Here is a 25,259-nt window from a genome sequence, read left to right on the forward strand (position 1 = left end):
GCCCCTCCGGCCCGTCCCCTCCCGTTGGGGGAAGGGTGCGGGTGGGTAGGGGTTGGCGTGGGGACGTCCGGACCCGTAGGGGTGGGTCGAACAGAACCCGTAAGGGTCGCGAGGGCCCCCTGTGGGGCCACAACTCGACGCGCCGGGCCAGGTATTCCCGAGACCTCACTACGCCAGGTGCCTCCTCCACGACGCACGCCCCCACACACCCGCACACTCCCCCAACGGGAGGAGACGGGCCGGAGGGGCCTGTTCGTGGACGTAAAGCGACAGCAGTCCACGAACAAGGCCCCGGAGGCCCGTCACCGCACCCAACACCCACCCAGCCCGCCGCAGGCGCAACGGCGACCAACAACCGCGGCGCCGCAGACAGCTACGTACGTGGCGCCGCAAAGCGCAACGACGAGCAACCCCGACGGCGGGACAGCCAAGTACATGGGGAAAAAGCCAAGCGCAGCGGAACGTGGGGAATGCCACAAGGACCCCGCGGCGGGAGAGACGGGTACGTGGGCGGTATCCGGAATAGCTGGTTCCGTTCTTGCAGGTCGGAATGGTCACGGGCCCTTGCGATATGCGGCGGAACGCCGCCGTCGCTTTGCATCAGGTCTGCAACAGGGCTGGCCCGATCCCGCACCTGCCCTATGGGACGGGCCCCTGGGCCGTGCACACTGCCCGGTATGAATGAGTGGCCCAACGGATGGTCCGGCGACCGGAACGGCAACGGATACGGGCGCGGCAGCGGTGCCGATCCCGAGGGTGCCCGTGCCATGCCCCAGGTGCGGCGTGACGCGGCCCCCGGCTATCAGCGGCAGGAGCCCCCGCTGCCGCCGTCGATGTCCCCGCGCAGGGGCGCGACCGTGCCGCCGCAGCAGTCCCAGGGCTACGACGACGCGTACGACGGTTACAACACCGGCCAGGTCTACGGAGGCGGTGGCGGCGGTGGCGGCCGCTACGACGACGGGTACGGCGGCGGGCGGCCGCGGCCGCGCTGGGGGCGGCGCATCAAGTGGACGATCATCACCGTGGTCGTCGTCCTGGCGGTCGCCTCGGTCGCCACGTACTTCTGGGCCGACGGCAAGCTCCGCCGCCAGGTCGACCTCAGCAAGGTCATCGACCGGCCGGAGACCGGCGACGGCACGAACTACCTGATCGTCGGCTCGGACAGCCGCGAGGGCATGTCCGCCGAGCAGAAGAAGAAGCTGCACACCGGCTCCGCCGAGGGCAAGCGCACCGACTCGATGATGATCCTGCACGACGGCAGCAACGGCCCCACGCTGATCTCGCTGCCGCGTGACTCGGACGTCGAGATACCGTCCTTCGTCGGCTCGGACTCCGGCAAGAAGTACCCGGGCACCGGACGGCACACCAAGCTCAACGCGGCCTACGCCGAGGACGGCCCGGAGCTGCTGGTGCGTACCGTCGAGGCCAATACCCATCTGCACATCGACCACTACGTCGAGATCGGCTTCGCCGGCTTCGCCAACATCGTGGACGCCATCGGCGGTGTGGAGATGGACATCCCCAAGGCGTTCAAGGACAAGTGGTCCGGCGCCGACTTCCCGGCCGGCAAGCAGACCCTCAACGGCCAGCAGGCGCTCGCCTTCGTCCGCACCCGGCACGCCTTCGCCGGCAGTGACCTGGACCGGACGAAGAACCAGCAGAAGTTCCTGTCGTCGCTGGCCGGCCAGACGGCCACGCCGGGCACCGTGCTCAACCCGTTCAAGCTCTACCCGGTGATGGGCGCCGGCCTGGACACGCTGATCGTCGACAAGGACATGAGCCTGTGGGACCTGGGCGAGATGTTCTTCGCGATGAAGGGCGTGACCAGCGGTGACGGCAAGTCGATGAACATGCCGGTCTCCGGCTCCACCGGCGGCAACCTGGTGTGGGACAAGGCCAAGCTGCAGCAGCTGGTCCAGCAGCTGAACAACGACGAGAAGGTCACCGTCAGCAGCAACTGACGCAGGGCCGGACACGGGAAGGGGCCCGGACCGCGAGTGCGGTCCGGGCCCCTTCTTGTGTGCCGTGGGGCCTACTGGGGGAGGTTGCGCGCCATCACGATGCGCTGGACCTGGTTGGTGCCCTCGTAGATCTGGGTGATCTTGGCGTCCCGCATCATCCGCTCCAGCGGGTAGTCGCGGGTGTAGCCGTAGCCGCCGAGCAGCTGGACCGCGTCCGTGGTGATCTCCATGGCGGCGTCCGAGGCGTAGCACTTGGCCGCGGCGCCGAAGAAGGTCAGGTCCTCGCCCTTGCCGCCGGCGGATATCCGCTCGGAGCGGGCCGCCGCGGCGTAGGTGAGCTGACGGGCCGCCTCCAGCTTCATCGCCATGTCGGCGAGCATGAACTGGATGCCCTGGAAGTCGCCGATCGGCTTGCCGAACTGCTTGCGCTCCTGGACGTAGCCCTTGGCGTAGTCCAGGGCGCCCTGGGCGATGCCGAGCGCCTGGGCCGCGATGGTGATGCGGGTGTGGTCCAGGGTCTTCATGGCCGTGGCGAAGCCGGTGCCCTCCGCGCCGATCATGCGGTCGGCGGGGATGCGGACGTTGTCGAGGTAGACCTCGCGGGTCGGGGAGCCCTTGATGCCGAGCTTCTTCTCCGGGGCGCCGAAGGAGACGCCCTCGTCGCCCTTCTCGACGACGAAGGCCGAGATGCCCCGGGAGCGCTTCTCCGGGTCGGTGACCGCCATCACCGTGTAGTACTCGCTGACGCCGGCGTTGGTGATCCAGCGCTTGACGCCGTTGAGGACGTAGTGGTCGCCGTCGCGGACGGCCTTGGTCTTCATGCCGGCCGCGTCGGAACCGGCGTCCGGCTCGCTCAGGCAGTACGAGAACATCGCGTCGCCGCCGGCGAGCGGGCCCAGGTACTTCTTCTTCAGCTCCTCGGAGCCGGAGAGGATCACCGGCAGCGAACCGAGCTTGTTGACGGCCGGTATGAGGGAGGACGAGGCGCAGACCCGGGCGACCTCCTCGATGACGATGACGGTCGCCAGCGCGTCGGCGCCGGCACCGCCGTAGGACTCCGGTACGTGGACGGCGTGCAGGTCGTTGGCGACCAGCGCGTCGAGCGCCTCCTGGGGGAAGCGGGCCTCCTCGTCCACCGCGGCGGCGAACGGCGCGATCTTCGCCTCGGCGAGCGAGCGCACCGACTCGCGGAGCATGTCGTGCTCCTCGGACGGCCGGTACAGATCGAAATCAGCGGTTCCCGCCACTAACTCTCACTCCCCTGAGCTCCGGCAGTGCTAACTACCGTTAAGTAACCCTTTACCTCTCCGGATTCTAGGCTCCGGGCCCGGCCTGCGGATACGTGAGGTTGCCGACAGTTACGGTCCTGCCCGCCGCGCGACTGGAGTAGGCCATTCCCCTCGCGACTATGCTCGGTCCGGCCGTCTTCGTCAGCATGCGTCTGGAGCACCCATGGCCCTCAAGATCACCGTGATCGGCACCGGCTACCTCGGCGCCACCCACGCCGCAGCCATGGCCGAGCTCGGCTTCGAGGTGCTGGGGCTCGACGTGGTCCCCGAGAAGATCGAGATGCTGCAGCGCGGCGAGGTCCCGATGTACGAGCCGGGCCTCGCGGAGCTGCTGCGCCGGCACGTCGCCGGCATCGAGGGCTCCACCGGGCGGCTGCGCTTCACCACCTCCTACGAGGAGGCCGGCGCATTCGGTGACGTCCACTTCGTCTGCGTGAACACCCCGCAGAAGCACGGCGAGTACGCCTGCGACATGAGTTACGTGGACAGCGCCTTCGACGCGCTGGCGCCGCATCTGACCCGGCCCACACTGGTGGTCGGCAAGTCGACGGTGCCGGTGGGCAGCGCGACCCGCCTCGCCGAGCGGCTGGCGGCCGCCGCCCCGGCCGGCCCGGCCGCCGAGCTGGCCTGGAACCCGGAGTTCCTGCGCGAGGGCCTCGCCGTCCAGGACACCCTGCACCCGGACCGGATCGTCGCCGGTGTGGCCGGCGAGAAGGCCGAGGAGCTGCTGCGCGAGGTCTACGCCAAGCCGATCGCCGAGGGCTCGCCGTTCATCGTCATGGACTACCCGACGGCCGAGCTGGTCAAGACCTCCGCCAACTCCTTCCTGGCGACGAAGATCTCGTTCATCAACGCGATGGCCGAGGTCTGCGAGGCGGCCGACGGCGACGTGCTGAAGCTCGCCGAGGCGATCGGGCACGACGAGCGGATCGGCAAGAAGTTCCTGCGGGCCGGCATCGGCTTCGGCGGCGGCTGCCTGCCGAAGGACCTCCGGGCGTTCATGGCACGCGCCGGTGAGCTGGGCGCCGACCAGGCGCTGACCTTCCTGCGCGAGATCGACTCGATCAACATGCGCCGCCGCGGCCACATGGTCGAGCTGGCCCGGGACGCGGTCGGCGGCGGCTTCCTCGGCAAGCGGGTCGCGGTCCTCGGCGCGACCTTCAAGCCGGACTCGGACGACGTCCGGGACTCCCCCGCGCTCAACGTCGCCGGCCAGATCCACCTCCAGGGCGGCCAGGTCACCGTCTACGACCCCAAGGGCATGGAGAACGCCCGCCGGCTCTTCCCGACGCTGGCCTACGCGGACACCGCACTGGAGGCGGTACGCGGCGCGGACGTGGTGCTGCACCTGACGGAATGGCGCGAGTTCCGCGAGCTGGACCCGGCGGCCCTGGCCGAGGTCACCGCCGAACGCCGCATCCTGGACGGCCGCAACGCCCTCGACCCCCAACTCTGGCGCAAGGCCGGCTGGACGTACCGGGCCCTCGGGCGCCCTCGCGCCTAGCGCCTCGTTCCCCACGTACCTGGCTGTCCCGCCGTTCCGCTGCGCTTTGCGGCGCCGCCCACGTACTCGGCTGCAGCGCCGTGTTCGTTGCTCGCCGTTGCGCGCTTTGCGGCGCCGCGTACGTAGCCGTCTGCTGCGCCGCGGGTGTTGGTCGCCGTTGCGCCTGGCGGCGGGCGTGGTGTTTTTGGGTGCGGGGACAGCCCTACAGACTTCGTCCTCCGGTCTGTCCCCTCCCGTTGGTGGGTGGGTAGGGAGCCGGTGGGGGCGGGCGTCGTCGTCCCGGCTGTACCTCGTGGCGTGGGGGTGGGGTGGGTGGCGGGAATACCTTCCCTGCCCGTTGAGTTGAGGCCTGCAAGGGGCGCTCGCGACCCTTACGGGTTCTGTTCGACCGTCCCCTACGGGTTCCCAAAGCCCCTTGCATCCCCAACGTCCATCCCCACCCACCGCATTCCCATCTCCCAACGGGAGGGGACGGGCCGGAGGGGCCGGTGTTTGGGACGTAAAGCGTCAGCAGTCCCAAACACCGGCCCCGGAGGCCCGTCACCGCACCCGACACCCACCCAGCCCGCCGCAGGCGCAACGGCGACCAACACCCGCGGCGCCGCAGACGGCTACGTGCGGGGCGCCGCAAAGCGCGCAACGGCGAGCAACCCCGACGGCGGGACAGACGGCTACGTGGGAGGCACCGCAAAGCGCTACGCGCGACGCGCGCGATATGTGCGCATCTTTGCGCGGCTCCCGCAAACCGCCATGTCGCACCAGCGGCCGCGGGCGGCCGGGCTGCGGTCGTAGAAGGCCCAGCGGCAGTCGTGGGCCTCGCAGGCCTTGAGGCGGGGCCAGGTGCCGTCGGCGACCGCGGTCGCCATCGCGGCGGCGAGGTGGGCGGTGAGGTGGGCGGCGCCCTGGAGGCCGTCGGCGGGGCGGAGCGTGGGGCGGCCGTCTTCGGTCACGGTCAGTACCAGGGGTGCTTGGGCCAGCAGCCGGTTCAGTGTGCGGGCCGCCGGGGTGGGGAGCGGGGTGCCCGTGGTGTGGGCCAGGCAGGCGGCGCGCAGTGCCTCTCGTAGCTGCTGGAGGGCGGTCAATTCGTCGTTTTCCAGGGGGAGTTCCGGGAACCCGTGGTCGCGCAGGAAGGCGCGGGAGCCGCCGTCGGCGCACAGCGTGTCCGCGCCGGTCTCGATGTCGAGGGTGTTGACCAGGTCCTGTACGAGGAGCAGGGAGTCCGGGGCCGTTCGGGATGCCACCTTGCAATGTTACCGATAGCTGCCATCATGCAGTAACGAAGTTACCGGTTGGATGCGTATGGAGGTAACGTCATGATCACCTTGGGTGTCACGGTGCTGGACTGTCCCGACCACGCCGCGCTCGCGGAGTTCTACGCGCAGATGCTCGGCTGGCGGGTGACGCGGGGCGATGAGGACGACTGGATCGAGGTCGTCGGGCCCCATGGCCGGGCCCTGGCCTTCCAGCGGGTGGAGAGCGGCTACCGGCCGCCGCAGTGGCCGGGCCAGGACGTGCCGCAGCAGCTGCACCTGGACTTCGACGTGGCCCGGGCGGACATCGACGAGGCCGAGCGCAAGGTCGTCGGGCTGGGCGCGAAGCTCGTGCAGCACGACGAAGGGGTGCGCGACTTCCGGGTCTATCTCGACCCCGCCGGGCACCCCTTCTGCCTCTGCCTCAAGTAACGGCCGCGGTCAGCCGTCCAGTTGCCCGATCGTCGCGTGGGACGGGCCGCGCCGCTGCCGCTCGGCGCGCGCCACGTCCTCCGCCGCGCGCAGCGTGCGGACCGCGTTCTGCCAGGTCAGCTTGGCCAGGTCGGCCTCGGACCAGTTGCGGTCCAGCAGTTCGGCGATCAGGTTCGGGTAGCCGGCGACGTCCGCCAGGTCGTCGGGGGTGAAGGCGGTGCCGTCGAAGTCGCCGCCGATGCCGATGTGGTCGACGCCGGCGACCTCGCGCATGTGGTCGAGGTGGTCGGCGACGGTCGCGGCGGTGGCCCTCGGCCGCGGGTGGGCGGCCTCGAAGGCCCGGTGGACGGCCATGCCCTCCTCGGTGGTGTCGAGGTGGTGCAGGCCGTGGGCGCGCATGTTCTCGTCGGCCCGCCGGGTCCACTCCACCGCCTCGGGCAGCACGAACTTCGGCACGAAGGTGGCCATCGCGATGCCGCCGTTGGCGGGCAGCTGGGCCAGTACGTCGTCGGGGACGTTGCGCGGGTGGTCGCAGACGGCCCGCGCGGAGGAGTGCGAGAAGATCACCGGCGCGGTGCTGACCCGCAGGGCGTCGCGCATGGTGTCCGCGGAGACGTGCGAGAGGTCGACCAGCATCCCGCAGCGGTTCATCTCCCGGACGACCTCCTCGCCGAAGGCGGACAGGCCGTTGTGGCGCGGCTCGTCGGTCGCCGAGTCCGCCCAGTCGATGGTGTCGTTGTGGGTGAGGGTCATATAGCGCACGCCCAGCTGGTGCAGGGTGCGCAGGGTGGCGAGCGAGTTGTTGATGGAGTGGCCGCCCTCGGCGCCCATCAGGGACGCGATCCGGCCCTCGGCGCGGGCCGCCTCGATGTCGTCGGCGGTGTGCGCCAGGCGCAGCGCGTCGGGGTGGCGGGCGACCAACTGCCGTACCGCGTCGATCTGTTCGAGGGTGGCGCTGACCGCGGTGTCGCCCGCGTAGTCGGCGCGTACGTAGACCGACCAGAACTGCGCGCCGACGCCGCCGGCCCGCAACCGCGGCAGGTCGGTGTGCAGGTTGGCGGACTGGTCGGTGGCGATGTCGCGCCGGTCGAGGTCGTAGCGGACCTGCTCGCGCAGCGCCCAGGGCAGGTCGTTGTGGCCGTCGATGACGGGCCAGCGGGTGAGCAGGTCCCGGGCGGCGTCCTGGGAGGTGCTCACTTGGCGCCACCGAAGCCGAAGCCGTTGGGGGTGGCGACCTTGTTGCGCAGCCGGCGGCCCTTCTCGGTGGCCCGTTCGTTGAGCTCCTGCTGGAACTCCCGCATCCGGGCCTGGAGTTCGGGGTCGTGCGCGGCGAGCATCCGGGCGGCGAGCAGTCCGGCGTTGCGGGCCCCGCCGACGGAGACGGTGGCGACCGGCACGCCGGCGGGCATCTGCACGATGGAGAGGAGGGAGTCCATTCCGTCCAGGTACTTGAGGGGGACCGGGACACCGATGACGGGCAGGGGGGTGACCGAGGCGAGCATCCCGGGGAGGTGGGCCGCGCCGCCCGCGCCGGCGATGATCACCTTCAGGCCGCGGTCCGCCGCGTCCTCGCCGTACGTGATCATTTCGCGGGGCATCCGGTGGGCCGAGACGACGTCGACCTCGTGGGGCACCTCGAATTCGGCGAGGGCCTGGGCGGCGGCCTCCATGACGGGCCAGTCGGAGTCGGAGCCCATGACGATGCCGACGAGGGGGGACGCGGGAGAAGTCATTCGGTGATCGTTCCTCGCAGGTAGCCGGCGGCGTGCGCGGCGCGCTCGCGCACATCCGCCAGGTCGTCGCCGTAGGTGTTGACGTGTCCGACCTTACGGCCGGGCTTCACGTCCTTGCCGTACATATGGATCTTCAGCTGCGGGTCCCGCGCCATGCAATGGAGGTACGCGTAGTACATGTCGGGGTAGTCGCCGCCGAGGACGTTGGCCATCACCGTCCAGCGGGCGCGCGGGCGCGGGTCGCCGAGCGGGAGGTCGAGCACGGCACGGACGTGGTTGGCGAACTGCGAGGTGATCGCGCCGTCCTGGGTCCAGTGGCCGGAGTTGTGGGGGCGCATGGCGAGCTCGTTGACGAGGATCCGGCCGTCGGCGGTCTCGAAGAGCTCGACGGCCAGGTGGCCGACGACGCCCAGTTCCTTGCCGATCCGCAGTGCGAGTTCCTGTGCCTGGCCGGCCAGTTCGGGGTCGAGGCCGGGCGCCGGGGCGATCACGGTGTCGCAGACGCCGTCGACCTGGATGGACTCCACGACCGGGTAGGCGACGGCCTGGCCGTGCGGGGAGCGGACGATGTTGGCCGCCAGTTCGCGGGCGAAATCGACCTTTTCCTCCGCAAGGACGGGCACCCCGGCACGGAACGGCTCGGCGGCCTCCTTGGAGGATCGTACGACCCAGACACCCTTGCCGTCATAGCCTCCGCGGACGGTCTTGAGGACCACCGGGAAGCCGTCGCCCTCCGCCGCGAACCGCACCACGTCCTCGGGGTCCGAGGCGATGCGGTGGCGCGGGCAGGGCGCGCCGATCGCGTCCAGCTTCGCCCGCATCACGCCCTTGTCCTGGGCGTGCACCAGCGCGTCGGGTCCGGGGCGGACGGGGATGCCGTCGGCCTCCAGGGCCCGCAAATGCTCGGTGGGCACGTGCTCGTGGTCGAAGGTGATCACGTCGCAGCCGCGGGCGAAGGCGCGCAGGGTGTCGAGATCGCGGTAGTCGCCGATGACGACTTCGCTGACCACCTGGGCCGCCGAATCCTGCGGGGTGTCACTGAGGAGCTTGAACTTGATGCCGAGGGGGATACCCGCCTCGTGGGTCATACGGGCGAGCTGACCGCCGCCGACCATGCCGACTACCGGGAACGTCACGCCCCCCAGGGTATCCGTAAGCCGCCGTTCCGCCTGACCCGGCCTTGGATGATCCTCCGAGTTCGCACGTTCGAAGATCGCCGGTGGCAGATCACCACCGGTCGTTGGCCCGGGGCCGGGGCAGCCGGTACGGGGAGACGCCCGGTGCCCGGCCCGGGCCCGGCGAAGGGGAGGCCGGATGGAGAACAGCGACATATCCAGGGGCGCCAGGACGCTGGTGGTCGTCATCGCGATCGCCGCGCTGCTGATCGCCCTGCACTCCGTTTTCAGCCAACTGTCCGGGCCGAAGATCTACGGCCCGGACGACACCGAGATCGCGGTGTCCGCCGGCGACCGCTTCAGCGTGGAGGTCACCGGCGAACCCGCCGGCGGCTTCCGCTGGATCGTCGCCGCGCCCCGGCCCGACCCGGCCGTCCTGCGGCCCACCGGCGCCCACCAGGCCCGCGGCGGCGCCGGCCCGGTCCGCCGCCTCGACTTCGAGGCGGTCCGGCCGGGGCGTACGGACCTGCGTCTGGTGCGCTGCCGTCGCTGCTCTGCGGGGGCGGCCGACGAACCGGGGGCCCGCACCCTCAACTTCCGCGTCACGGTCGGCTGAGCGGTCGACGGGAACGCTTGTGGCGGGCGTGGTTAGCATGAGGGTGCGGACCAAGGTTGACGGCCGCGCACACCGCCCACGACGGGGAGCTGAACGAGCACCATGAGTGAACGGAGCGCACTGCGGTCGAGGCTGGAGGCGCTCACCCGCGAAGTGGTGAAGTTCGGTGCCGTCGGGGGCGCGGGCGTCGTGGTCAACTTCGCGGTCTTCAACCTCGTACGGCATCTGACCGAGGTGCCCGTGGTGCGGGCGAGCATCATCGCCACGGTCGTGGCGACCGGCACCAACTACATCGGTTACCGGTACTTCACCTACCGCGACCGCGACAAGCAGGGCCGCACGAAAGAGCTGACGCTCTTCCTGCTGTTCAGCGCGGTCGGCCTGGTGATCGAGAACGGCCTGCTCTACATCGCGACGTACGGCTTCCACTGGGACACCCCGCTGCAGAACAACTTCTTCAAGTTCCTCGGCATCGGGCTCGCCACGCTCTTCCGCTTCTGGTCGTACCGCACCTGGGTCTTCCGCACGCTGCCGGCCCGCGAGGCGATAGAGACGGCCGAGTCCTTCCTCGCCGACGGCGCGGACGAGCCGCACCGCACCCCGCAGGCGCGGCGGCCCGCCCGCAAGTAGCCCGCCGGCGACGCCCACAGCGGCGGCCGGCCTCACTCCTCGACGGGCTCGGCCTCCCGGGCCAGGAACAGTGCGAAGACCGGCGGATGCTGCTGCAGCAGTTCCAGCCGCCCCCCGTCCGCCTCGGCCAGGTCCCGGGCGACGGCCAGTCCCAGTCCCGTCGAATTGCGGCCGGAGACGGTCCGTTCGAAGACCCGCGAGCCGAGGTCCGGCGGTACCCCGGGCCCGGCGTCGGTGACCTCGACGACGGCCTGGTTGCCGGTGACGCGGGTACGCAGCGCGACCGTGCCGTCGCCGTGCATCAGCGAGTTCTCGATCAGGGTGGCCAGCACCTGCGCGACCGCGCCCGGTGTGCCGACGGCCCGCAGGCCCTTCTTCCCGGAGCGGACGATGGCCCGTCCGGCGCTGCGGTAGGCCGGCCGCCACTCCTCGATCTGCTGCTTGACGACCTCGTCCAGGTCGAAGGCGACCGCGGAGCCGCTGCGCGGGTCGCGGGAGTTGGTCAGCAGCCGCTGCACGACGTCGGTCAGCCGCTCCACCTGGGCCAGCGCGATGGTGGCCTCTTCCTTCACGGTGTCCGGGTCGTCGGTGAGGGTGATCTCCTCCAGCCGCATCGACAGCGCGGTCAGCGGTGTCCGCAGCTGGTGCGAGGCGTCCGCGGCCAGCCGCCGCTCGGCGGTCAGCATCCGCGCGATCCGCTCGGCACTGGCGTCGAGCACGTCGGCGACCCGGTCCAGTTCCTGCACGCCGTAGCGGCGGTGGCGCGGGCGGGGGTCGCCGGAGCCGAGCCGCTCGGCGGTCTCGGCGAGGTCGGTCAGCGGTGCGGTCAGCCGGCGGGCCTGGCGGACGGCCAGCACGACGGCCGCGAGGATCGCCAGCAGCGCGACGGCCAGGATGACCAGCAGTGTCCGGCCGATCTCCGCACTGATCGTGGACCGGGACTCCTGGACCGTGACGGATTCGCCGCGGTCGCCGCGCACGGTCGACTGGATGACGTCACCGGCGGGACGCTGCCCGATCTCGATCGGCGGTTTGCCGGGCACCTTGATCTCGGCGTGCCGCTTGGCGGTGATCTGCTCGGAGAGCACGTCGGGGGTGATCTTCTCCCCGCTGCCGAGCCGGCTCTCCACTATCCCGACCAGCCGGACCGCCTCGGACGCCACGCTCTCCTGCGCGCCGGCCTGGATCGTCCGGGTCTCGACGATGACGAGGGAGACGCCGAAGACGGCGATCACGACGAGGACCACGGCGAGCGTGGAGTTGATCAGGCGGCGGCGCACGGGCTCGTGGCTCTTTTCAGCTTTTTTCGAAGCGGAAGCCGACACCGCGGACGGTGGCGATGTAGCGGGGGTTGGCCGCATCGTCCCCGAGCTTCTTGCGGAGCCAGGAGATGTGCATGTCCAGCGTCTTCGTGGACGACCACCACGTGGTGTCCCAGACCTCGCGCATGAGCTGGTCGCGGGTGACGACCCGGCCGGCGTCCCGCACCAGGACCCGCAGCAGGTCGAACTCCTTCGCCGTGAGCTGGAGTTCCTCCTCGCCCATCCAGGCCCGGTGCGATTCGACGTCGATGCGGACGCCGTGGGTGGCCGGCGGCTGCTGGGGCTCGGCGGTGGAGCCGCGGCGGAGCAGGGCCCGTACCCGGGCGAGGAGTTCGGCGAGCCGGAAGGGCTTGGTGACGTAGTCGTCGGCGCCGGCGTCCAGGCCGACCACGGTGTCCACCTCGTCGGCGCGGGCGGTCAGGACCAGGATGGGGAAGGAATGGCCTTCGTTGCGCAGCCGGCGGGCGACCTCCAGGCCGTCCATGCCGGGCAGCCCCAGGTCCAGGACGACGAGGTCGATGTTGCCCTGGATACCGGCGTCCAGGGCCGTCGGGCCGTCCTCGCGCACCTCGACTTCGTAACCCTCGCGGCGCAGGGCGCGGGCGAGCGGCTCCGAGATGGACGCGTCATCCTCGGCGAGCAGTACACGGGTCATGGGCCGATGGTAGTCCGATGTATCCGGCCCGAGGGGCGGACCAGCACGGATGGCCGACGGTGGACCGTTCCTGCAGCGTGACCTGCGGCGCGCCCGCGCGGGGCGGCGCGCGCGGTCGCCCGGAGGGGCGCGCGTGGTTCCCCACTTCAGTGTGAGCGTTGTCTCACGAGCCCCAACGGCGGCGGATCGAGTCGTATGGTGAATACAACGTCCAACGCACAACCATCGGGACCGTGACGCTCAACTGACGTCACCGGTCCCTGTTGTGTGCGGGGCTGGCACGACCAGCCCCGGTACACAGTGATCGACCTGTCGACCGGGTCCACCGCGCGAGCAGCACGGGGGGCGTGGATCCCGGTGTGGACCGTCCTGCCGGTGCTGCCTCGATGACCGCGTGCGCACCGAACCCCCCGGGCGTGGGGGGCGGAGGGGCCCACACCGGTGCCGGTCATCCCCCACCGGCCGCGTCACGGCCTTCGGACGCGTCCCGAGCAGCAAGGAACCATCATGGCGTCCAGCCTGACGAAGGGCGCTGCCCAGCAGGGAACCCCTGTGAACGGCGGCAAGACCTTCTTCGGCCACCCGCGCGGACTGGCCACGCTCTTCATGACCGAGATGTGGGAGCGCTTCAGCTTCTACGGCATGAAGGCCCTACTCCCGCTGTACCTGATCGCCCCCGGCGGCATGCACATGCAGGCCACGACGGCCACGGCGATCTACTCCGTGTACATGGCGATGGTCTATCTGCTCGCCATGCCGGGCGGCTGGATGGCCGACCGTTTCTGGGGGCCGCGCAAGACGGTCGCCATCGGCGCCATCGTCGTCATCGCGGGTCACATCACCCTCGCCCTGCCCACCGCGGCGACCTTCTTCGCCGGCCTCATCCTGGTGGCGCTCGGCTCCGGCCTGCTGAAGGCGAACATCTCCACGATGGTCGGCCACCTCTACGACGGTCCGCAGGACCCGCGCCGTGACGGTGGTTTCACGCTCTTCTACATCGGCATCAACCTCGGTGCCTTCCTCGCCCCGCTGTCCATCGGCACCGTCGGCGAGAGCGTCAACTGGCACTTCGGCTTCACGCTCGCCGCGGTCGGCATGGCCCTCGGCCTCGCGCAGTTCCTGCTGGGCACCCGCCACCTGAGCCCCGAGAGCGATGTCGTCTCGCAGCCCGCGTCGGCGCAGGAGAAGACGGCCGTGCTGCGCAAGGGCCTGGTCTGGCTGATCGTCGCGGCCGTGTTCTACACCCTGCTCGGGGTGACCGGTAACTTCGCCGACTGGGCGCTGATGCCGATCACCATCGCCGGTCTGATCATCCCGGTCGCCGTGCTGTTCCGCATGAAGCGCGACAAGGAGCTCTCGGAGCTGGAGCAGTCCAAGCTCTCCGGCTACATCTGGTTCTTCGTGGTCGCCGCCGTCTTCTGGATGATCTACGACCAGAACGGCTCGACCCTGTCGATCTTCGGCGAGCACTCGACCACCAACGACCTGCTGGGCTTCCACTTCCCGACGTCCTGGTACCAGTCGCTGAACCCGATCTTCATCATGGCGCTCGCCCCGGTGGTCGCCTCCGGGTGGCTGTGGCTGAACAAGCGCGGCAAGGAGCCGAGCACCGCCGTCAAGTTCGCGTCCAGCCTCGCGCTGATCGGCATCTCGTTCGCGGTCTTCCTCTTCCCGCTGCTGGACACCGCGGCCAACGGCGGCCGGGTCAGCCCGATGTGGCTGGTGGCGATCTACTTCATCCAGACCATCGGTGAGCTCTGCCTCTCCCCGGTCGGCCTGTCGGTCACCACGAAGATGGCGCCCGCCAAGTACAGCTCCCAGATGATGGGTGTCTGGTTCCTCGCGGTCACCGCCGGTGACTCCGTGGCGGGCCTGCTGACCTCGCCGCAGCTGAACGTCGACCTGAACACCTCGGGTTCGGTCGCCGTCGAGGCCGCCCTCGCGGTCGTCGCCGGCATCGGCATCTGGACGTCCCGCAAGCGGGTCAAGGAGCTGATGGGCGGCGTCAACTGACGTCTGCGCGTCAACTGACGCCTGCCGGCCCCGGACGGTGAAAAAAGGGGGCGTCGCACCGATGGTGCGGCGCCCCCTTCGTCGTGCGGTGGGCCCGCCGGGTCAGCGCAGCCGGGCCCGGCGCCGCGGCAGGACCGTGAACACCGCGCCGCCCAGCAGGACGGCGGTGCCGGCCAGCAGGCCGAGCGCGGTCAGCGCGCCCCGTGCACCCGCGCCGGTGTGGGCCAGCTCGCCGCCGCTGCCGCTGCTGCCCGAGCCGCCGGCCGACCCGGTCGCGCTGCCGCCGGACGCCGTGCCACCGCCGGACGCCGTGGTCCCGCCCGTGGAACTGCCCGAGGTGCCGCCGGAGGTACCGCCCGGCCGGGCCGCGGTGTCGAGGGTGAGCGAGGCGCCGGGGTCCTTCTCCGGGGTGCAGGTCGTCGTCGTGCCCAGGGCGTTGACCGTGAGCACGCCCGGGCTCAGCGTGGCCCTGCCGGTGGCGCCCGGCGTGTAGGTGCCCTTCAGATCGGGGATCTCGATCGGGTCGCCCGACTTGATGGGTTGGGGGTTGGCCGGGCCGGTCACCTTGACGGTTCCCTTGTCGGCGCCGCCCACCTTGACGTCCATCGACGGCTTGACGGAGTCCTTGGGGATGTCCGCCGGGCTGTTCATCACGGACTTCTTGAACTGCGCCGTCAGGTCGTAACCGCCGCCCTTCTTCACGGCGTTGATCTGCACCGGGGAGGTCGCCTTCTTGTCGCCGATGGGCGTCTTGCAGGCGTAGGGGACCTGGATCTCCTTGCCCTTGTACGCGGTGCCGTCGGGGTCACCGCCGGAGCCGCCGGTCGAACCGCCGGTGGCCGAACCGCCGGTGGTGCCGCCGTCCGTGGAGCCGCCGGTGCTGCCGCCGGTGGTGCTCCCGCCGGTGCTGCCCCCGGTGGTGCCCGCGGTGGTCCCGCCCGTCGTGCCGCCCGTACTGCCCCCGGTTGTTCCGCCCGTACTGCCGCCGGTCGTGCCGCCGGTGGAGCCCCCGCCGTCGGTGACCTTGATCGTCACCGCGGGCTTCACCTCCTCCTTGGGCGAGCACTTGGTGTCCGTGGAGATCGGCCGGTTGACGTTGATGTTGTAGAAGCCGGGGGTCAGCGTGACCTCACCGGGCCGGGTCAGCTTGAGCTTGCCCGTCATGTCGGACAGCTTCATCGGGGCGCCCTTGGGGATCGGCGGGTTCTGCCGCGGCCCCTGCATCGCCAGGTCCCCGGTCTGCGCGCCGGCCACCTTGATCGTGCCGGTCGGCTGCACGGTGTCCTTGCCCAGGTCGAGGATGTCGGGGTTCTTGGACGCGCCCTCGACGGTCTTCCAGACCACCGCGATCTCGTCCCCGACCTTGGCCGTGGCGGGCGCGCTGACGTCCACCTTCGTGGTGCCCTCGATCGGCGGCAGCCCCGATATCGGCGGCGGCAGACACTCCGTTCTGTACGAGACCTCCGCCGCCTCGGCGGCACCGGCCGCGGCCAGGATGCCCGCTCCCGCGAGCGCCAGCGCGGCCACCGAGGCCACCGCGGCTCTCCTCCGTTGCCTCATCACGTAGAACCTTTCGACGTCGGTCGTTTCGTGGATGTGGTGGTGGACGGTGCGGTGTCCGGGGTGAACCACGGCAGCGCGGCACGGTCGCCGGCCGGCGTGGTACGACGGGTGCGGATGCGGGGGCGGGCGTGACCCGCCGGGCGGCGTGGGCGTACCCGGTCCACGAGCGCCATGCCGATACGGAACACGGCGGTCGGGACCACGACGCACAGCAGCACCCAGAAGAGCGTCACGCCCCAGGGCCGGCCGACGCCCCACGGCTGCTCGGCCAGCACCTTGCCGCCGTATTCGAGGGAGACCAGATAGTCCCCGTGGGCGCCGGCCGCCAGCTCGACCGGCAGCTTGACCTGGACCTTCCTGCCGGGCGGTACGGTCCCTCGCCACTGCTGCTCCTCCCACCGGGGGGCGAAGACGCCGTGCGAGGTGCCGACCTTGAAGACCGGGTCCCGGGCCGGCGCGGAGCCGAGATTGCCGACCGTGACGGTCAGTTCACGCTGCGGCGGGGCGCCGAACCAGGTGAGCAGGCCGCTGCTGCCGGCCAGCCGCGGCGGGGACAGCACCGCCAGCCGGCCGCCGGTGCGCTCCTTCGGCAGCGGCGCCACCGGATGGCCCGCCACCTTGAACGCGGCGTCCGCGGCGGCCGCCGCCCCCGTCACCGTCGCCACGTGCACCACGCAGGGGCAGGGCTTGGGCGGTTCGGCGACCGGAAGGCGCCTGCGGAAGGCGCCGTGCGCGTCGGTGGTGACCGCCCGGCCGTCCCCGTTGGCGCAGGAATTGGTCCCGCCGATCATGTTCTGCCCGCAGATCAGCAGGGTGAGCAGGGCCTTGGGCCGCCAGCCGCGCCCGGTCACGGTGAGGGTGCCGCCCTTGCCGGCCTCCTTCGTGGAGAGTTGGACGGTCCGGTGGCCACCGGGGGCCTCGGCCGGCGACACGGCCCGCGCGGTACCGGCCTCCGGCAGGACGAGGGCGGCGGCGAGGAGGAGCGCGGCCGCGAGGGCGGTGGCGGCGGCCGCGGGAAGGGCAGCCGCCGTCGCCGGCCTCCCCCTGCTGCCACCGCTGCCCCCGCTGTCACTGCTGCCCCCTTCCCCGTCCCGCCGCGCGTCCCGCTCGTCCCCGCGCCGGCGCCGGCGTCGCCGCCGTACGGCCACCAGGCCGGCCGTGCCCGCCACCGTGAGCAGCGCCGCCCCGGCCGCGACGCCCCGGGGGAGGGCGGTGTACGAGGCCGTGACGGCGTCCCGCGCGCCGCCGGCCGCGGTCACCGTGAGCCGGAGGCGCACCGCGTCCAGGACGGGCGGATCGGGCCAGTCCTCCGTCAGCCGGGCCCGCCGGCCGGGTTCCAGCGTGAGCGGCAGGGTGCGTGCGGCGCGCCGCAGCACCGGCCCGAGGACACCGTCGGCGCGCACCGCCAGCCGTGGGGTGAGCGCCGTGTTCCCGCGGTTGACCAGCGTGTACCGGATGACCGCCGCACTCCCCCGCCGGTGCACCGACACGTCCTCGGCGGTCAGTGCGGACAGCGCCGGGCCGGCCACCCGCAGGTGGACCGGTACGGTGCGCCGGACCGCGGGCCCGCCGTGCCGCGCCGGTCCGCCGGTCGCGGTGATCGTGCCGGGGTGGTCGCCCGGGGCGGCGTCCCGAGGCACGGTCACCGTGAACGGGACGCTCGCCCGGGTGCGGGGCGGGACGGTGACCCGCCCCGCGGCGAACCGGAGCCAGGAGCCGGTGCCGCCGGCCGCCCCCGTGCCGGTGCCGCGCAGCCGTACGGTGACGGCCCGGCGGGTGGGGTTGCCGAGGGACAGCCGGTCCGACAGCACGGTGCCCGGCGCCCCCTCCAGGTAGAAGTACGGGCGGTCCTGCGCGCTCGGTTCGGCGCCACGGCCGGGGGCGGGCGCGGCGGACCAGCCCGGCCCGGCCGGCGCGGCGGGGCGGGCCTGGGCCGGGGCGGGGCACAGCAGTACCGTTGCGGCCGCGAGGACCGCACCGCTGACCGCGGGGCGAGGACGGAACGGCATCGGCGGCTCCTGGTACTCGTGGTGCTGGGGCTGCACGTGGTGCGGAGGCTGCGGTCCGGATGCGGTCAGACGCGCTGGTGACGGCGGGTCAGCCAGAGCACTCCGGCCGCGCCGGCCAGCAGCACCGTGCCGCCCAGGGTGCCCAGTGCCACCGCGGAGTCCGCCGGTCCGGTCTGCGGCAGTTGTCCGTTTCCGCCGGAGGAGCCGCCCGTACCGCCGCCGGCCGCGCTGTCGCTGCTGCTGCCGCCGGAGCCCTTCACGTCGAGGGTGAGCGAGGGCTTGGGGTGGTTGCTGGGGGTGCAGGTGGTCGTGGTGCCGAGTGCCTTGATGGTGAGGGTGGAGGCCGTGAAGGTGACCTTGCCGCTCGCCTTCGGGGTGTACGTCCCGCTCAAGTCACTGATCTTGATGGGGGTGTTGGCCGGGATCGCCCGGTCGTTGGGCGGCCCGGCGACCGCGACCGTACCGCTCTCCGCGCCGCCCAGCTTGATCAGCGCGCTCGGCTTCATGGCGCCCTTGCCCAGCTCGACGGGGCTGGAGGAGACCCCCTTCCGGAAGGACATCACCAGCTTGTAGCCACCGCCGCTGGGGGTGCCCTTGATGTCGATCGGCGAGACCGCGCCCTTGTTCCCGATCGGTGTTTTGCACTGGTAGTTGACGTCGACGACGTCGGCGTGGGCGGCCGGCGCGGTGAGCAGCACCGCGGACCCCGCCGTCATCGCCACGGCGGCGGCGAGGCCGGCCGCCCGGCGCGGTCGCCGGCCGTGCTGTGCGTAGAAGCGGGCCACTGTCCGTTCCCCTTCTCCCGGTGGGCGCACCGCCGACTGTTCCTGACGGCACATCAGATTGGCCGCTCAAGGTACGCCGGGGACCTTGCCGAGGGAAGGCACAGCGCAGCCCCGATCGGTCCGGGGCCGCAGCGGCGGGCACATCCGGCCGCCGGCGGTGGCGAGCACGCGCCCGGGAACGGCAAAAGCGCGGGTCCGCGGACCCGCGCTGCTCTTGTGCCGCCGTCCCGGTCAGGCCGGTGCGGCGAGCTCCGCCCAGACGGTCTTGCCCGTGCCGTCGGGGTTGCGCACCACGCCCCAGTCCAGGCAGAGCCGCTGCACGATGAACATGCCGTGGCCGCCGGGGCGGCCGGGGCGGTGCGGGCTGCGCGGCGCCGGCGAGCCCGCGCCGAGGTCGGTGACCTCCAGCCGCAGCATCTTGGAGGTGCACCGCAGCCGCAGCTCCTCGGGCCCCTCGGCATGCAGACAGGCGTTGGTGACCAGCTCCGACACGACGAGCAGCACGTCCTCGGCGGCGGCCCGCTGGTCGGCGTTGGCGGCCGGCAGCCAGCCCCAGTCGTGCAGGGCCTGCCGGGCGAAATCACGGCCACGTGCCACGGCGCCCCGGGTGCCCGCCAGGCGCAGCCGGCGGATCTGGCCCGCCGGCATGGCGGCGGACGGAACGGCGGCGGAAGCACCGGCGCCGCCCGGCTCCGGGCCGAGATCGCCCGGCGGGTACGGCCGGGTGGTGCTCATCAGCGCTTCACCTCACCGATTCGCCTATTCACGGAGAACAGATAGCGGACTGCTTGCAACGGATTCAGATGTCTCCTGCCCGACCGGACCGTGAGAACACCCACTTCTTGGGTACGGAAGTTGTGACACGGACTACGCGCCCGGAACAGATCGTTCCGGACACCGTCGTCAGGTCACTCGGCCAGGGCCGCATCGACGGAATCGTGCACCGTGAAGACTGCCTCAGCGCCGGTGATCTCGAAGACCCGGGCAACCACCGGTTGCATGCCGGCCAGGTGGACCCCGCCCCCCTCGGCCTCCGCCTTCAGGCGCGCGCCGAGCAGTACGTTGAGACCGGTGGAGTCCATGAATTCGAGCTGTGAGCAGTCGACCACCAGGCGTGCGTAGCCGTCGTCCACGCAGCCTTCGAGTGATTCCCGCAACAGATCCGCGGTGTGGTGATCGAGCTCACCTGTGACCGTCACGACGGCGCTTGCGCCGTGATGGCGGATCTCGACGTGAAGCCGGCCACGGCTTGCACTGCCGACCGTCCCGCGGTCCATGCGAAGCGCACCCCTTTTGCTGTCTAGACGACTGGATTGCCAGCGACTGCGCTCGTCGAACCCTACGCCTTCCTGACGCGCGCCGGTAGCCGAACAATCCGCATATTGCCCAATATACGGACAACGCTTACTTGCCATCTTCCGGCAAAGACAGGTAGGCGTAGAAGAACACATTCGCAACGGCCGGCTTTGGAGGCGCCGCACACCGAAGGCTTCACGGAGAGGCATCGGCAGCCATATGCCGAGAACGATGGAGGAGACCATGTCACCCCGGCTCGACGAACTGCGTACCGACGACACCCGGCAGTCCGCATCGTCGACACCCCTGTCCGACCCGACCGGGCACATCCCTTCCCAGCCGATCGCCGTCGAATCCGATCCGGCGGTTTTTTCCGAGATCGACGATCTGCCCGAGATCCCGCCGTTCGACGAGGTGGGTCCGGTGGACGCGAGGGCTCTGTCCAAGACCCTCTTCGAGCGGCTCGAATCGCTCGAGGAAGGCACCCACGAATTCGCTTACGTCCGCAACACCCTGGTCGAGCTCAACCTCGCCCTGGTGAAGTTCGCGGCCTCCCGCTTCCGCTCCCGCAGCGAGCCGATGGAGGACATCGTCCAGGTCGGCACGATCGGCCTGATCAAGGCGATAGACCGCTTCGAACTGAGCCGCGGGGTGGAGTTCCCGACGTTCGCGATGCCGACCATCGTCGGCGAGATCAAGCGCTTCTTCCGTGACACCAGCTGGTCGGTGCGCGTACCGAGGCGTCTGCAGGAACTGCGTCTGGACCTCGCGAAGGCGGGCGACGAACTCGCGCAGAAGCTGGACCGTGCCCCCACGGTGCACGAACTCGCCGAACGCCTCGGCCTCACCAGGGACGAGGTCGTCGAGGGGATGGCCGCGAGCAACGCGTACACCGCGAGCTCGCTGGACGCCCAGCCGGAGGAGGACGACAGCGAAGGCGCGCTGGCGGACCGGATCGGTTACGAGGACCACGGGCTCGAAGGCATCGAGTACGTCGAGTCGTTGAAGCCGCTGATCGCCGAACTCCCGCCGCGCGACCGGAAGATCCTGTCGCTGCGCTTCGTCGCGAACATGACGCAGTCCGAGATCGGCGAGGAGCTGGGCATCTCCCAGATGCACGTCTCCCGTCTGCTCTCCCGCACGCTCGGCCGGCTCCGCAAGGGGCTGATGGTCGAGGAGTGAGGACCGCGGTCGCTCCCGCCGGTCCCCGAAGGCCGGCACCGCCCGCGCGGAGGAGGGCCCGCCCCGGTTTCCCGGGACGGGCCCTCCTCCGCGTCCGGCGGCCTGCGGGGACCGCGCGGCGTCAGACCAGGACTCCCCTGTGCCACACGGCCGAGACGAGCGGGACGCCCGGGCGGTAGGCGAGGTGGACGTGGCTGGGGGCGTCCAGGAGGGCCAGGTCGGCGCGGGCACCGGGGGTGATGCGGCCGACGTCGGTGCGGCGCAGCGCGCGGGCGCCGCCCGCGGTGGCCGACCAGACCGCCTCGTCGGGCGTCATGCCCATGTCGCGGACGGCCAGGGCGATGCAGAACGGCATGGAACTGGTGAAGGACGAGCCGGGGTTGCAGTCGGTGGACAGTGCGACGGTGGCACCGGCATCGAGCAGCGGACGGGCGTCGGGCCACCGGGCGCGGGTGGAGAACTCGGCGCCGGGCAGCAGCGTGGCGACGGTGTCGGACTGGGCGAGGGCGTCGATGTCCGCGGGGCCGAGGTGGGTGCAGTGGTCGGCGGAGGCGGCGCCGAGCTCGACCGCGATCTGCACGCCGGGGCCGTGGCCGAGCTGGTTGGCGTGCACCCGCGGGGCGAGGCCGCGGGCCTTGCCGGCGGTGAGGATCGCGCGGGCCTGGTCGCCGTCGAAGGCGCCCTTCTCGCAGAAGACGTCGATCCAGCGGGCGTGCGGGGCGCAGGCGTCCAGCATCGGGCCGGTGACCAGGTCGACGTAGCCGGCCGGATCGTCGGCGTAGTCGGGGGAGACGATGTGGGCGCCGAGGAAGGTGACCTCGTCGGTGTGCGCGGCGGCGATGCGCAGCGCCCGGGCCTCGTCCTCGACGGTCAGGCCGTAGCCGGACTTGGTCTCGAACGTCGTCGTGCCCTGGCGGAGGGCCTCGGCGAGGTGGCGGGTGAGGTTGGCCTCCAGTTCGGCGTCGGTGGCGGCGCGGGTGGCGGCGACGGTGGTGCGGATGCCGCCGGCGGAGTAAGGGCGCCCGGACATCCGGGCGTTGAACTCCTCGGTGCGGTCGCCGGCGAAGACGAGGTGGGAGTGGGAGTCGACGAAGCCGGGGATGCCGGCCCGGCCGGCGGCGTCGACGGCGTTGTCGGTGGCGGGTGCTTTGCTGGAGGGACCGACCCAGGCGATGCGGTCGCCGTCGATGACGACCGCGGCGTCCTGGATCAGACCGAGGGGGCCTTCACCGAGGGAGGGGTCGTTGGTGACGAGCTGGGCGATGTGGGTGATGGCGGTGGTCGGCGCGGAGGTCGTCGTCATCGCGGGGGTGTTCTCCTTCAGCCGCGTACGGCGGCGATGGACTCGGCGAGGGCTGCGGGCACGTCGGGGACAAGAGTGTGCACACCGTCCCGGACGATCTGCCGCCCGCCGACGATGGTGTGTCGCACGTCCGCCGCGGAGGCGGCGAATACTGCCGTTTCGGCGGCCAGCCGGGGCAGTAGTCCGGCGGTGCGTACGGAGTCCAGTGCGATCGTGGTGAGGTCGGCGAGCGCGCCGGTCTCCAGGGTGCCGGCGTCGTCCCAGCCGAGGGCGGCATGGCCGTCGGCGGTGGCGGCGCGCAGCAGGGCGGCCGCGGTCCAGTGCCCGCGGGTGCGGGTGCGCAGCCGCTCGTCGAGCTCCATGGCGCGGGCCTCTTCGAGCAGGTCGATGACGGCGTGGCTGTCGCTGCCGAGGGACAGCGGGCTGCCGGCGCCCTGGACCCGGGCGGCCGGGCCGATGCCGTCGGCGAGGTCGCGCTCGGTGGTGGGGCACATGCACACGCCGGTGGTGGAGCCGCCGAGCAGCGCGATGTCCTGGTCGGTGAGGTGGGTGGCGTGCACGGCCGTGGTGCGCCGGCCCAGCGCCCCGTGGTCGGCGAGCAGCTGGGTGGGGGTGCGGCCGTGGGCGTCGCGGCAGGCGTCGTTCTCGGCGGTCTGCTCGGAGAGGTGGACGTGCAGGGGTGCCTGCCGTTCGCGGGCCCAGTCCGCGACGGTGCCGAGCTGGCCGGCGGGCACGGCGCGTACGGAGTGGATGGCGGCGCCGATGCGGACGTGCTCGCGGTCCTCCTTGAGCGCGTCGGCGCGCTGCGCCCAGCGGTCCGCGGTGCCGTCGGAGAAGCGCAGCTGGTGCCGGTCGGGCGGGGCGCCGAAGCCGGACGAGAGGTAGGCGGTGTCGAGCAGGGTGATGCGGATGCCGGCGTCCGCGGCGGCCGCGATCAGCGCCTGGCCCATCGCGTTGGGGTCGTCGTAGCGGGTGCCGCCGGGTGCGTGGTGGAGGTAGTGGAATTCGCCGACGCAGGTGATGCCGGCCAGCGCCATCTCGGCGTAGACGGCGCGGGCGAGGGCGAAGTAGCTGTCCGGGGTGAGCCGGTCGGCGACGGAGTACATGATCTCGCGCCAGGTCCAGAAGGTGCCGCTGCCGACCTGGACGGTGCCGCGCAGCGCGCGGTGGAAGGCGTGGCTGTGGGCGTTGGCCAGGCCGGGCAGCGTCAGGCCGCGCAGGACGGTGGCGCCGGGCGGCGGCGTGGCGTCCCCGGTGCGGACGGCCGTGATCCGCCCGTCCGCGGTCTGCAGGGTCACGCCCGGCTCGACGTGGCTGCCGAGCCAGGCGTGTTCGAGCCAGTACGTCGTCGGTGTTGCCTGCGTGGTCAGCGGCACGCCAGCCCCTCCAGTACGTCGGCGAGTGCGAGGACCCCGGCGGTGCAGTCGTCCTCCTCCGCCGCTTCGGCGGGTGAGTGGGACACACCGGTCGGGTTGCGCACGAACAGCATGGCGGTGGGGACGGTTCCGGACAAAATACCGGCGTCATGGCCCGCGCCGGTGCCGAGGACGGGCACCGGGCGCTCCGCCGTCTTGCCCAGGATGCTGACCAGTTCGTCCCGCAGGGCGTGCTCGAACTCCACGACCGGGGTGAAGGATTCGCGCACGACACTCAGGTCGACCCCGTCGCGGGCGGCGCGTTCGGCGGCGGCCTGCTCGATGCCGTGCACCACGGTGTCCAGGGTTTCCTGGTCGGCGGCGCGGGAGTCCAGCCAGCCGCGGACGAGCGAGGGGATGGCGTTGACGCCGTTCGGATCCACGCTGATCTTCCCGAAGGTGGCCAGGGCGCCGGCCAGCCGGGCCTGTTCCCGGGCGGCGAGGACGGTCGCGGCGTAGCTGAGCATCGGGTCGCGCCGGTCTTCCAGGCGCGTGGTGCCGGCGTGGTTGGCCTCGCCGTGGAAGTCGAACCGCCAGCGGCCGTGCGGCCAGATGGCGGAGGCGACGCCGACCGGGTCGCCGGAGAGGTCCAGGGCGCGGCCCTGCTCGACGTGGAGTTCGACGAACGCGCCGATCGTGGCGAGCCGTTCGGGGTCCGGGCCGATGGCGTCGGGGTCGTATCCGGCGCGTTCCATGGCCTGCGGCAGGGAGATGCCGTCGGCGTCGCGGAGTTCGTGCGCGGCCTCGAGGGTCAGGGCGCCGGCGGTGAGCCGGGAGCCGACGCAGGCCAGGCCGAAGCGGGCGCCTTCCTCGTCGCCGAAGTTGACGATCGCCAGCGGCTTGGCGGGGTCGGCTCCCCTGCGGCGGAGTTCGTCGAGTGCGGCGAAGGAGGAGACGACGCCGAGGGGGCCGTCGAAGGCGCCGCCGTCCGGGACGGAGTCCAGGTGGGAGCCGGTGACGACGGCCTCGCCGGGGGCCACGTCCTGGTGGCCGGTGGCGCCGAGCCAGGCCCACTGGTTGCCGTTGCGGTCGAGTTCGTAGGCGAGTCCGCGGGCCTCGGCCTGCGCCTTGAACCACGCGCGGCAGTCGGCGTCGGCGCCGGTCCAGGCGTAGCGGCGGTATCCGCCGGTGGCGGAGTTGCGGCCGAGCGGCCGCAACTCCTGCCACATCTCGTGGAACGAGGCGG

General features: G+C 71.7%; 22 protein-coding genes. 7 read left to right on the forward strand and 15 right to left on the reverse strand.

Annotated features, from left to right (window positions below):
* Nucleotides 1-677 precede the first annotated feature (677 nt).
* A complete protein-coding gene (locus ACGF4C_RS37050) occupies nt 678-1,961 on the forward strand; it encodes an LCP family protein (RefSeq protein WP_393572681.1) in 1,284 nt (427 codons plus the stop codon).
* 71 nt (nt 1,962-2,032) lie between these two features.
* On the opposite strand, the gene ACGF4C_RS37055 is transcribed toward ACGF4C_RS37050, so the two are convergent.
* The gene (locus tag ACGF4C_RS37055; RefSeq protein WP_201803837.1) at nt 2,033-3,208 is read right to left on the reverse strand and encodes an acyl-CoA dehydrogenase family protein; all 1,176 of its coding nucleotides are present in this window, start codon (nt 3,206-3,208) and stop codon (nt 2,033-2,035) included.
* Between the two features lie 205 nt (nt 3,209-3,413).
* Here ACGF4C_RS37055 and ACGF4C_RS37060 point away from each other — a divergent pair, with 205 nt between their 5' ends.
* Nucleotides 3,414-4,754, forward strand: a complete 1,341-nt coding sequence (locus ACGF4C_RS37060) for a UDP-glucose dehydrogenase family protein (protein ID WP_393572683.1) — start codon at nt 3,414-3,416, stop codon at nt 4,752-4,754.
* Nucleotides 4,755-5,449: 695 nt separating this feature from the next.
* On the opposite strand, the gene ACGF4C_RS37065 is transcribed toward ACGF4C_RS37060, so the two are convergent.
* Nucleotides 5,450-5,995, reverse strand: coding sequence for a CGNR zinc finger domain-containing protein (locus tag ACGF4C_RS37065; protein WP_393572685.1), 546 nt, complete (start codon nt 5,993-5,995; stop codon nt 5,450-5,452).
* Nucleotides 5,996-6,067: 72 nt separating this feature from the next.
* On the opposite strand from ACGF4C_RS37065, the gene ACGF4C_RS37070 reads away from it, so the two are divergent.
* Nucleotides 6,068-6,436 carry a VOC family protein gene (locus ACGF4C_RS37070; protein WP_351538614.1) on the forward strand — a complete coding sequence of 123 codons (369 nt, stop codon included), beginning with the start codon at nt 6,068-6,070 and terminating at the stop codon, nt 6,434-6,436.
* Nucleotides 6,437-6,445: 9 nt separating this feature from the next.
* On the opposite strand, the gene ACGF4C_RS37075 is transcribed toward ACGF4C_RS37070, so the two are convergent.
* From ACGF4C_RS37075 to ACGF4C_RS37085, 3 genes are read right to left on the reverse strand one after another with little or no spacing between them, the layout of a single operon-like run.
* Entirely contained in the window at nt 6,446-7,633 is a 1,188-nt protein-coding gene (locus ACGF4C_RS37075) for a dipeptidase (RefSeq protein WP_393572688.1), read from the reverse strand.
* On the reverse strand, nt 7,630-8,169 hold the full coding sequence (gene purE, locus ACGF4C_RS37080; RefSeq protein WP_393572690.1) for a 5-(carboxyamino)imidazole ribonucleotide mutase: 540 nt from the start codon (nt 8,167-8,169) through the stop codon (nt 7,630-7,632). The genes ACGF4C_RS37075 and purE overlap by 4 nt, the downstream gene beginning before the upstream one ends.
* Nucleotides 8,166-9,305, reverse strand: coding sequence for a 5-(carboxyamino)imidazole ribonucleotide synthase (locus ACGF4C_RS37085; RefSeq protein ID WP_393572692.1), 1,140 nt, complete (start codon nt 9,303-9,305; stop codon nt 8,166-8,168). Before ACGF4C_RS37085 ends, purE begins: the two co-directional genes overlap by 4 nt.
* A 178-nt stretch (nt 9,306-9,483) precedes the next feature.
* On the opposite strand from ACGF4C_RS37085, the gene ACGF4C_RS37090 reads away from it, so the two are divergent.
* Nucleotides 9,484-9,900 carry a hypothetical protein gene (locus ACGF4C_RS37090; RefSeq protein ID WP_393572694.1) on the forward strand — a complete coding sequence of 139 codons (417 nt, stop codon included), beginning with the start codon at nt 9,484-9,486 and terminating at the stop codon, nt 9,898-9,900.
* Nucleotides 9,901-10,002: 102 nt separating this feature from the next.
* Nucleotides 10,003-10,530 carry a GtrA family protein gene (locus ACGF4C_RS37095; protein WP_393572696.1) on the forward strand — a complete coding sequence of 176 codons (528 nt, stop codon included), beginning with the start codon at nt 10,003-10,005 and terminating at the stop codon, nt 10,528-10,530.
* A gap of 32 nt (nt 10,531-10,562) precedes the next feature.
* Here ACGF4C_RS37095 and ACGF4C_RS37100 read toward each other — a convergent pair whose 3' ends face one another.
* A complete protein-coding gene (locus tag ACGF4C_RS37100) occupies nt 10,563-11,810 on the reverse strand; it encodes an ATP-binding protein (RefSeq protein ID WP_393572698.1) in 1,248 nt (415 codons plus the stop codon).
* Between the two features lie 16 nt (nt 11,811-11,826).
* Nucleotides 11,827-12,507: a response regulator transcription factor gene (locus tag ACGF4C_RS37105; protein ID WP_030416075.1), complete on the reverse strand. Its 681-nt coding sequence runs from the start codon at nt 12,505-12,507 to the stop codon at nt 11,827-11,829.
* 507 nt (nt 12,508-13,014) lie between these two features.
* Here ACGF4C_RS37105 and ACGF4C_RS37110 point away from each other — a divergent pair.
* Nucleotides 13,015-14,520: a peptide MFS transporter gene (locus ACGF4C_RS37110; RefSeq protein ID WP_393572701.1), complete on the forward strand. Its 1,506-nt coding sequence runs from the start codon at nt 13,015-13,017 to the stop codon at nt 14,518-14,520.
* Between the two features lie 102 nt (nt 14,521-14,622).
* Here ACGF4C_RS37110 and ACGF4C_RS37115 read toward each other — a convergent pair whose 3' ends face one another.
* The 5 genes from ACGF4C_RS37115 to ACGF4C_RS37135 all read right to left on the reverse strand — a co-directional run bounded on the left by ACGF4C_RS37115 (nt 14,623) and on the right by ACGF4C_RS37135 (nt 20,154).
* Entirely contained in the window at nt 14,623-16,080 is a 1,458-nt protein-coding gene (locus ACGF4C_RS37115) for a hypothetical protein (RefSeq protein ID WP_393572703.1), read from the reverse strand.
* Nucleotides 16,080-17,042 (reverse strand): hypothetical protein, encoded by a 963-nt coding sequence (locus ACGF4C_RS37120; RefSeq protein WP_393572734.1) that lies wholly within the window; start codon nt 17,040-17,042, stop codon nt 16,080-16,082. The genes ACGF4C_RS37115 and ACGF4C_RS37120 overlap by 1 nt, the downstream gene beginning before the upstream one ends.
* Before the next feature lie 1,115 nt (nt 17,043-18,157).
* On the reverse strand, nt 18,158-18,877 hold the full coding sequence (locus ACGF4C_RS37125; protein ID WP_393572705.1) for an LPXTG cell wall anchor domain-containing protein: 720 nt from the start codon (nt 18,875-18,877) through the stop codon (nt 18,158-18,160).
* Nucleotides 18,878-19,108: 231 nt separating this feature from the next.
* On the reverse strand, nt 19,109-19,612 hold the full coding sequence (locus ACGF4C_RS37130) for an ATP-binding protein (protein WP_030416080.1): 504 nt from the start codon (nt 19,610-19,612) through the stop codon (nt 19,109-19,111).
* Between the two features lie 173 nt (nt 19,613-19,785).
* On the reverse strand, nt 19,786-20,154 hold the full coding sequence (locus ACGF4C_RS37135) for an STAS domain-containing protein (protein WP_030416081.1): 369 nt from the start codon (nt 20,152-20,154) through the stop codon (nt 19,786-19,788).
* Between the two features lie 262 nt (nt 20,155-20,416).
* On the opposite strand from ACGF4C_RS37135, the gene ACGF4C_RS37140 reads away from it, so the two are divergent.
* The gene (locus tag ACGF4C_RS37140) at nt 20,417-21,355 is read left to right on the forward strand and encodes an RNA polymerase sigma factor SigF (RefSeq protein WP_362147862.1); all 939 of its coding nucleotides are present in this window, start codon (nt 20,417-20,419) and stop codon (nt 21,353-21,355) included.
* A 121-nt stretch (nt 21,356-21,476) separates the two neighbouring features.
* Here ACGF4C_RS37140 and hutI read toward each other — a convergent pair whose 3' ends face one another.
* From hutI to ACGF4C_RS37155, 3 genes are read right to left on the reverse strand one after another with little or no spacing between them, the layout of a single operon-like run.
* Nucleotides 21,477-22,658, reverse strand: a complete 1,182-nt coding sequence (hutI, locus tag ACGF4C_RS37145) for an imidazolonepropionase (protein WP_393572708.1) — start codon at nt 22,656-22,658, stop codon at nt 21,477-21,479.
* A 17-nt stretch (nt 22,659-22,675) separates the two neighbouring features.
* Nucleotides 22,676-24,034: a formimidoylglutamate deiminase gene (locus ACGF4C_RS37150; protein ID WP_393572710.1), complete on the reverse strand. Its 1,359-nt coding sequence runs from the start codon at nt 24,032-24,034 to the stop codon at nt 22,676-22,678.
* Nucleotides 24,025-25,242, reverse strand: coding sequence for an allantoate amidohydrolase (locus ACGF4C_RS37155; protein ID WP_393572737.1), 1,218 nt, complete (start codon nt 25,240-25,242; stop codon nt 24,025-24,027). Before ACGF4C_RS37155 ends, ACGF4C_RS37150 begins: the two co-directional genes overlap by 10 nt.
* Nucleotides 25,243-25,259 lie beyond the last annotated feature (17 nt).

The sequence above is a fragment of the Streptomyces sp. NPDC048197 genome (assembly GCF_043202395.1).
Lineage (GTDB): Bacteria > Actinomycetota > Actinomycetes > Streptomycetales > Streptomycetaceae > Streptomyces > Streptomyces siderophoricus.